The sequence below is a fragment of the Variovorax sp. P4_D9 genome (assembly GCF_056401695.1).
On record NZ_JBFUIU010000429.1, the window covers coordinates 1 to 7,830 of the forward strand.

Genomic DNA, 7,830 nt, shown 5'->3' on the forward strand with positions numbered 1-7,830 from the left:
CAAGGAACTCGCCGCCCGCGTCATCCACTACGGCGGCTTGCGCAGCGCCCGGCCCTTCGTGCCGGTCAATTGCGGCGCCCTGCCCGAGGCGCTGATCGAATCGGAACTCTTCGGCCACGAGCGCGGCGCCTTCACCKATGCACGGCAGGCGCGCGCCGGTCTGGTCGCCGAGGCCAACGGCGGCACCCTGTTCCTCGACGAGGTCGATGCACTGAGCGGCAAGGCCCAGGTGACGCTGCTGCGCTTTCTTCAAGACCAGCGCTACCGGCCGCTGGGGACGGCCCGCGAGCTCAGCACCGACGTGCGCGTGGTGGCTGCCTCCAATCGCCCGCTGGCGGCACTGGTCGCCCAAGGCGCGTTCCGCGCCGACCTGATGTACCGGCTCAAGATCCTTCATTTGGTGCTGCCGCCGCTGAGGGAACGCGTCGGCGACATCGACCTGCTGGCTTCGCATTTCATTCGCCGCTTCAGCGCGAAGTACGGCTTGCCCGCGAAGACGCTGTCGGCCCAGGAACTGCAGTGGCTGCGCAGTCAGGCGTGGCCCGGCAACATCCGCGAGCTCGAGAACTGGGTTCATCGGGAGTTCCTGATGGGCGGCGGCATTCCGGTGCGCCAAGAGCCGGCGCCGCGCATCGAGCCCGCGATGGCCGACGAATGGGACGACAGCGGCCTGATGCGCTTCCAGCTCGCCAAGGCCGAGGCCGTTCGCCTCTTCGAGCAGGACTACCTGCAACGCGCGTTGCGCCAGGCCGAGGGCAATGTCACGCGGGCCGCGCAGATGGTCGGCAAGGAGCGGCGCGCCTTCGGCAAGCTGCTGAAGAAATACGGTATCGAGCGCGACGCCGCCTGATGCCCGAGAGGGATCAGGCCGGCGCCTGAACCGCCGGGCCCGGTTTGCGATCGCGCGTCACCCAATTGAACAGCGGCGTCGCCATCAGCGTCGAGAGGATCGCCATCAGCACGAGGATCGAGAACAGGCCCGACAGGATCACGCCGGCCTGCAGGCCGATGTTGATGATGATGAGTTCCATCAGGCCGCGCGCGTTCATCAGCGAGCCGATCGCCATCGCATCGCGCTGGCTCTCGCCAGCCATCCGCGCTGCGGCCCAGCAGGCGATGCCCTTGCCGCAGAACGACGCCGCCAGGATGGCGATGGCGCCGAGCAGGATGCCGGGCTCGAACAGCACCGCCAGCCGGGTGTTGAGGCCCGAATAGGTGAAGAACATCGGCAGCAGGAAGATGACGACGAAGGGCTGCAGTTGTTCGCGCAGCTTCTCGGTCAGGGCGCCGCGCGGCAGCACCGCACCGAGCAGGAAGCCGCCGAAGACGGCGTGAATGCCGATGGCATCCATCGCGAACGCGCTCAGGCAGAAGAGCACCAGCACCACTGCCAGCAGCGAGGAGCTCAAGGGCGCATCGGGGCGCACGTGCCGCGCCAGCCGCTTGAGAAACCGGGAGCCGACGAACACCATGAACAGCGAGTAGGCCACGCCGCCGCCGATCGCGGCATAGGCGCCGCCCCAAGAGCCGCCGAAGCTCGCCAGCACCACCGCCAGGATGCACCACGCAGCCGCATCGTCGACCGCGCCCGCCGTCAATGCCAGCGTGCCGAGCGAGGTGCCGGCAAGGCCGCGCTCGTGGATGATCCGCGCCAGCATTGGAAAGGCGGTGATGGCGATCGCCGCACCGAGGAACAGCGCCGCCTCGAGCGGCTTGGCCCGGTCCGAGAACAGGCCCGGGATCTCGTGCAGCCAGGGAACCAGCGCGAAGGCCAGCGCAAAAGGAACCAGGATGCCGGCGGCAGACACCGAGGCCGCGCTTCGGAAGCGTCGCTTGAAGTGGTCGGCCCGGAATTCGGTACCGACCAGGAACATGTACATGCCGACCCCGAGCTGGCCGCCGACGTAGAGCATGCCCAGTGTTTCCTTCGGGAACAGGGCGCGCTGCAACTCCGGCAGGAACAAGCCGAACAACGAGGGGCCAAGCATGACGCCGGCAATCATCTCGCCCACCACCTGGGGTTGTCCGATCCAGCGTGCCAGTCGGCCGACGAGTTGGCAGACCGCGATGATGGCGGCGACCTGGAGAAAGAAATAAACGGAGAGCTGGGTCGTGGGCATGCGCCAATTCTGCCGTGCGGGGCCAGCCGGGCTGCAGCCGGATGTTTCAGCGCTCCGATTGCAGTCCCGCGGCCACGGTCGGATAGCGTAGGCGCACGCGCAGTTCGTGCTTCAGACGCGTGTTGTCGAGCCGCCGCGATTCACCCATGAAGCTCAGCAGCGACAAGGGCAACTGGGCCTGCGCCTCGTCGCGCGCGATCCGCGGCGGCAACGGCAGTCCGTAGAGGCGGGCCGCAAGGTCGACGTAGTCGCCCATCTTGATCTCGCTGTCGTCGCTGGCATGGAACACGCGCTGCGGGCCGCCGCGCCACAGCGCCGCGACACAGGTACGGGCTAGGTCGTCGGCATGGATGTGGTTGGTGTAGACGTCGTCCTCGGTCCGCAGCACCGGAGTGCCGCGGCGCAGCCGCTCGCGCGGGGTGCCGCCCTCGCGGTCGGGCGCATAGATGCCGGGGATGCGCAGGATCCGCACGGCGACGCCGGCGCGGCCCAGCCAGCGCACCGTCCGCTCGGCATCCACCCGACGATGCGCGCGCGGCGTGTCGGGCCGCAGGGCGCGTGTCTCATGGATCCGGGCACCGCCGCAGTCGCCGTAGACCCCGCTGGTCGACCCATAGACCAGGGCCGCGGGCAGCGATCGCAGCCGCAGGGCGCGCACCAGCGCCAGGCTGCGCGCATCGCGCCACCAGCGCCCGCCTTCCTCGACGCGGGCCGGCGGGGCCAGGTGCAGCACCCGCGTGGCGAGTCCCGAGAGCCGCCGCAGCGATGCCGCCTGGTCCAGGTCCGCCACGATCGGCGTGATGCCCGCCTGGCGAAGCAGGGGCACGCGTGCAGGCGAGGAAGTCAGCGCGACCAGCTGCACGCGGCCCTGCAGCAGCCGGGCCGCGCGCAGCCCGACGTCACCGCAGCCGACGACCAGCACGCGCTCGCGCCGGAAGCGCGATGGCCTCGCCCCGAGGGGGCTGTTGATTGAGGGCAAAATCCGTTCTCCCTTTTGAGCAGAGAACGAAGAATACCCATGACCAGCGCAGCGCCGAGCGAAGCGGGCTTTCAGATCACGGTGGAGCCGAGCGGGCGCCATTTCGCCGCCCTGGCCGACGAGACCATCCTGGCCGCCGGCATCCGCCAGGGCATCGGCCTTCCCTACGGCTGCAAGGACGGCGCCTGCGGGTCCTGCAAGTGCAAAAAGCTGTCGGGCAGCGTCAGCCTGGGCCCGCACCAGAGCAAGGCGCTGAGCGCCGAGGAACAGCTGGCTGGCTACGTGCTCACCTGCTGCGCCCGGGCCGAGAGCGACGTGGTGCTCGAATCGCGCCAGGTGACCGAGGCGGGCGCCTTCCCGATCCGCAAGATGCCGGTGCGGGTGCAGTCGCTCGCGAAGATGTCGCACGACGTGGTCCTGCTGCGCCTGCAGATGCCCGCGGGCGAGCCGCTGCAGTTCCATGCCGGACAGTATGTGGAATTCATCCTGCGCGACGGCACGCGTCGCAGCTACTCGATGGCCAACGCCCCCCACGCACTGCAGCAGGCGGGCGCCGGCCTCGAGCTGCACATCCGGCACCTGCCGGGCGGCAAGTTCACCGACCATGTCTTCGGCGCCATGAAGGAAAAGGAAATCCTGCGCATCGAGGGCCCCTACGGCAGCTTCTTCCTGCGCGAGGACTCCGACAAGCCGCTGATCCTGCTGGCGTCGGGAACCGGCTTCGCACCGATCAAGGCGCTACTGGAAAACATGAAGTCCAAGGGTATCGAGCGCCCGGCCACCCTGTACTGGGGCGGCCGTCGGCCGGAAGACCTCTACATGGACGACTGGCTGCGCGCCCAGCTGCAGCAGATGCCCCACCTGCGCTACGTGCCGGTGGTCTCCAACGCGGTGCCCGAGGACGATTGGCACGGCCGCACCGGCTTCGTACATCGCGCCGTGCTGGAGGACTTCGACGACCTCTCGGGCCACCAGGTCTATGCCTGTGGCGCGCCGATCGTGGTCGACTCCGCCAAGCACGACTATGTCGCGCAGCGCGGCCTGCCGGACGAAGAGTTCTATGCCGACGCGTTCACCACCGAGGCCGACAAGGCCCTGCCCTGAGACCCACCCAATGGAATCCATGAAAGCCAGACACTTCCTGCTGACCCTGCTGTCGGCTGCCGCCCTGCTGGCCAGCGGCCAGGCGAACGCGCAGCAGCGGCCGATCCGGCTGATCGTGCCATATGCCGCGGGAGGGCCGATCGACGTCACGGCACGGGTGCTGGCCGAACGCGTCAAGGACTCGCTGGGCACCGTGATCATCGACAACAAGCCCGGCGCCGGCGGCAACATCGGTGCCGACGCAGTGGCCAAGGCCGCGCCCGACGGCCTGACGATCGGCATCGCGGCCACCGCCACCAACGCGGTCAATCCCTGGCTCTACGCGAAGATGCCCTTCAACGCCGCCACCGACTTCGCACCCGTGACGCAGATGGTGCGGGTGCCCAACGTGCTCGTCATGAACGCCGAGACCGCGCAACGGCTGAGGATCAACACGCTGGCCGACCTGATCGCCTACGGCAAGGCCAACCCAGGCAAGCTCAACTACGGCAGTGGCGGCAACGGCAGCGCCGGACACCTGGCGGGTGAGATGTTCAAGAAGGAAGCCGGCATCTTCGCGGTCCACATTCCCTACAACGGCGGCAATCCGGCGCAACTCGCGCTGCTGTCGGGCCAGGTCGACTTCAACTTCGACAACCTCGCGACCGCGGCGCCGAACATCCGCTCGGGCAAGCTGAAGGCGATCGCGGTCACCACGGCGCAGCGCAGCAGTGCGCTGCCCGAGGTCCCGACAGTGGCCGCCACGCTCAAGGGCTTCTCGATCGACACCTGGTGGGGCCTGGTGGCGCCGGCCGGCACGCCGCCCGACGTGGTCGCCAAGCTCAACCACGCTTTCGTCGCCGCACTCGATTCGCCAGAGACCAAGACCCGCTTCGCATCGCTGCTCGCCGAACCGGTCGCCAGCACGCCCGATCAGTTCGGCGCCTTCATGAAGAGCGAACTGGTCAAGTACGAGAAGGTCGTCAAGGCCACGGGCGCCAAGGTCGACTGATCATTCCCCAAGGTAGGCGGCGCGCACCTTGGGGTCGCTCAGCATCACCTTGGCGTCGCCGCTCATGGTGATCAGGCCCGACTCCATCACGTAGCCGCGGTCGGCCAGTTGCAGTGCGCGGCTGGCGTTCTGCTCCACCAGCAGCACCGTGACACCCTGGTCGTAGACCTGCTTCACGACCTCGAAGATCTTGTCGACCATGATCGGCGACAGGCCCATCGACGGCTCGTCGAGCAGCAGCACCTTGGGCCGCGCCATCAGCGCGCGGCCCATGGCGAGCATCTGCTGCTCGCCGCCCGACATCGTGCCGGCCAGCTGCGTGGCGCGCTCCTTGAGCCGCGGGAAGGTCGAGAACACGCGTTCGATGTCCTTCGCGATCTCAGCCTTGTCTTTGCGGATGAAGGCGCCGATCTGCAGGTTCTCGGTGATCGTCATGCGCGTGAACACGCCGCGGCCCTCGGGCACCATCACCAGGCCTTCGCCGACCAGGTCCCAGGCGCCGCGGCCCTTGATGCTCTTGCCGAGAAACTCGATGTCGCCGGCAAGGAAGGGCAGCGTGCCGGTGATGGCCTTCATGGTGGTGGTCTTGCCGGCGCCGTTGGAGCCGATCAGCGACACCAGCTCGCCCTCGCGGACCTCGWAGTCGATGCCCTTGACGGCCTGAATGCCGCCATAGGCGACCTTGACGCCGCTCACCTTCAACAATGTCTGTGCCATCAGTGTCCTCCCGTGCCGAGGTAGGCCTCGATCACTTTTTCGTTCTTCTGTACGTCCGCCGGGGTGCCCTCGGCGATCTGCTTGCCATAGTCCAGCACCGTCACGCGGTCGCACAGGCCCATCACCAGCTTCACGTCGTGCTCGATCAGCAGGATGGTGCGGTTGTCCTTCCGGATGCGGTCGATCAGCTCGCGCAGCATCATCTTCTCAGTCGCGTTCATGCCGGCCGCCGGCTCGTCGAGCGCGATCAGCTGCGGGTCGGTGGCCAGCGCACGGGCGATCTCGAGCCGCCGCTGATCACCGTACGACAGCGTGCGGGCCTTGTAGTCGGCGAACTTGCCGATGCCGACGTACTCGAGCAGTTCGTGCGCGCGCTCGGTGATCGCAGCCTCCTCGGCCTTGAAGCCGCCCAAGCGGAAGATCGCGCCGAACACGCCCGAATGGGTGCGCACATGGCGGCCCACCATCACATTCTCGAGCGCGGTCATTTCCGCGAACAGGCGGATGTTCTGGAAGGTGCGCGCGATGCCGGCCTTGGCCACTTCGTGCACCGCGGTCGGCCTGTAGGGCTTGCCGGCCAGCTCGAAGCTGCCGCTGTCGGGCGTGTAGAGCCCGGTGATCACGTTGAAGAAGGTGGTCTTGCCGGCGCCGTTGGGGCCGATCAACCCGTAGACCTGGCCGCGCAGGATCTTGATGCCGACGTCGGACAGGGCCTGCAGGCCGCCGAAGCGCTTGGAGATGCCACGGACGTCGAGGATGGTTTCAGTCATGTTGCGTCCCTGGCTCACGGATTGATCGACATCGGACGCGAAGCGGCACCGGGCACTTCATCGGCCGGCGTCTCGACACCGGGCGCTGCCGCCGGCATGCCCGAGGCGGGCTGCACGCCCCTGCGTGCCAGCGACTTGCCGTGCTCCGGCGAGGGCCAGAGGCCGCGCGGCCGCACCAGCATGATGATGATCATCGCCAGTGCGATGAACAACTGGCGCAGGATCGAGGCGTCGAGCCGGCCGCCGGTCATCGATTGCAGGGGCGCGGCGACATAGCGCAGCACCTCGGGCAGCGCGGCAAGCAGGATGGCGCCGAGGATCACGCCCGGCAGGTGGCCGATGCCACCCAGCACCACCATCGAGACGATCATCACCGACTCCATCAGGCTGAAGGATTCGGGCGAGACGAATCCCTGGAAGGACGCGAACATCGCGCCCGACACGCCGCCGAAGCTGGCACCCATGCCGAAGGCCAGTAGCTTCATGTTGCGGGTGTTGATGCCCATCGCTTTGGCGGCGATCTCGTCCTCGCGGATCGCCATCCAGGCGCGGCCGATGCGCGACACCTGGAGACGGTGCGAAATGAGGATCGTGAAGATCACGAACATCAGGAACAGGTAGTAGTAGAGCGTGACTGACGAGATCGTGTAGCCGTCGAACTTGAGCGGCTTGCCCAGGTTGAGGCCCCAGAAGTGCACCGGATCGATGGCCGTGATGCCCTTGGGCCCGTTGGTGATGTTGACCGGGTGGTCCAGGTTGTTCAGGAACACCCGGATGATCTCGCCGAAGCCGAGCGTCACGATCGCCAGGTAGTCGCCGCGCAGCTTCAGCGTCGGCGCCCCCAGCAGCGCACCGAACAGGCCGGCCACCAGCAGCGCCAGCGGCACCACCACCAGCAGCGATACGTGCAGCCCGTTCGGGAACATCGCCTTGATCGCCGGGAAGGTGTCGGTCAGGTGCGGCGAGCCCAGCAGCGCGAACAGGTAGGCCCCGATCGCGAAGAAGGCCACGTAGCCGAGGTCCAGCAGGCCGGCATAGCCGACCACGATGTTGAGGCCGAGCGCCAGCATCACGTAGAGCAAGGCGATGTCGGCGATGCGGACCCAGGCGTTGCCCTGGGTCTGCAGCAGCAGCGGCAGGGCGAGCTGG

Annotated in this window: 8 protein-coding genes; 3 read left to right on the forward strand and 5 right to left on the reverse strand. The window is 67.8% G+C overall.

Going from position 1 to position 7,830, the window contains the following annotated elements; all coding sequences use genetic code 11:
- A partial coding sequence (locus AC1DY5_RS33865; RefSeq protein WP_478118652.1) for a sigma 54-interacting transcriptional regulator occupies positions 1–850 on the forward strand: 850 nt, incomplete at its 5' end.
- Positions 851–863: 13 nt separating this feature from the next.
- On the opposite strand, the gene AC1DY5_RS33870 is transcribed toward AC1DY5_RS33865, so the two are convergent.
- Together AC1DY5_RS33870 and AC1DY5_RS33875 are read right to left on the reverse strand one after the other, a co-directional pair.
- The gene (locus tag AC1DY5_RS33870) at positions 864–2,120 is read right to left on the reverse strand and encodes a cation:proton antiporter (RefSeq protein ID WP_478118654.1); all 1,257 of its coding nucleotides are present in this window, start codon (positions 2,118–2,120) and stop codon (positions 864–866) included.
- Positions 2,121–2,166: 46 nt separating this feature from the next.
- On the reverse strand, positions 2,167–3,099 hold the full coding sequence (locus AC1DY5_RS33875) for an SDR family oxidoreductase (RefSeq protein ID WP_478118655.1): 933 nt from the start codon (positions 3,097–3,099) through the stop codon (positions 2,167–2,169).
- A 39-nt stretch (positions 3,100–3,138) separates the two neighbouring features.
- Between AC1DY5_RS33875 and AC1DY5_RS33880 the strand changes: the two genes are divergently transcribed.
- Together AC1DY5_RS33880 and AC1DY5_RS33885 are read left to right on the forward strand one after the other, a co-directional pair.
- The gene (locus AC1DY5_RS33880; protein WP_478118656.1) at positions 3,139–4,203 is read left to right on the forward strand and encodes a CDP-6-deoxy-delta-3,4-glucoseen reductase; all 1,065 of its coding nucleotides are present in this window, start codon (positions 3,139–3,141) and stop codon (positions 4,201–4,203) included.
- A gap of 19 nt (positions 4,204–4,222) precedes the next feature.
- Complete coding sequence (locus AC1DY5_RS33885; protein WP_478118658.1) at positions 4,223–5,194, forward strand: Bug family tripartite tricarboxylate transporter substrate binding protein; 972 nt, start codon at positions 4,223–4,225, stop codon at positions 5,192–5,194.
- Here the strand turns inward: AC1DY5_RS33885 and AC1DY5_RS33890 are convergent, their stop codons facing one another.
- The 3 genes from AC1DY5_RS33890 to AC1DY5_RS33900 form a co-directional block, all read right to left on the reverse strand.
- Entirely contained in the window at positions 5,195–5,911 is a 717-nt protein-coding gene (locus AC1DY5_RS33890) for an ABC transporter ATP-binding protein (protein WP_478118660.1), read from the reverse strand.
- Complete coding sequence (locus AC1DY5_RS33895; RefSeq protein ID WP_478118662.1) at positions 5,911–6,681, reverse strand: ABC transporter ATP-binding protein; 771 nt, start codon at positions 6,679–6,681, stop codon at positions 5,911–5,913. Before AC1DY5_RS33895 ends, AC1DY5_RS33890 begins: the two co-directional genes overlap by 1 nt.
- A 14-nt stretch (positions 6,682–6,695) precedes the next feature.
- Positions 6,696–7,830, reverse strand: a 1,135-nt coding sequence (locus tag AC1DY5_RS33900; RefSeq protein WP_478118663.1) for a branched-chain amino acid ABC transporter permease, incomplete at its 5' end; no start/stop codon positions are given.

Bases quoted from the DNA above. Each gene is read 5' to 3' on its own strand.
- AC1DY5_RS33870 (WP_478118654.1), bottom strand. From the start codon at position 2,120: ATGCCCACGACCCAGCTCTCCGTTTATTTCTTTCTCCAGGTCGCCGCC.
- AC1DY5_RS33880 (WP_478118656.1), top strand. From the start codon at position 3,139: ATGACCAGCGCAGCGCCGAGCGAAGCGGGCTTTCAGATCACGGTGGAG.
- AC1DY5_RS33885 (WP_478118658.1), top strand. From the start codon at position 4,223: ATGAAAGCCAGACACTTCCTGCTGACCCTGCTGTCGGCTGCCGCCCTG.
- AC1DY5_RS33895 (WP_478118662.1), bottom strand. From the start codon at position 6,681: ATGACTGAAACCATCCTCGACGTCCGTGGCATCTCCAAGCGCTTCGGC.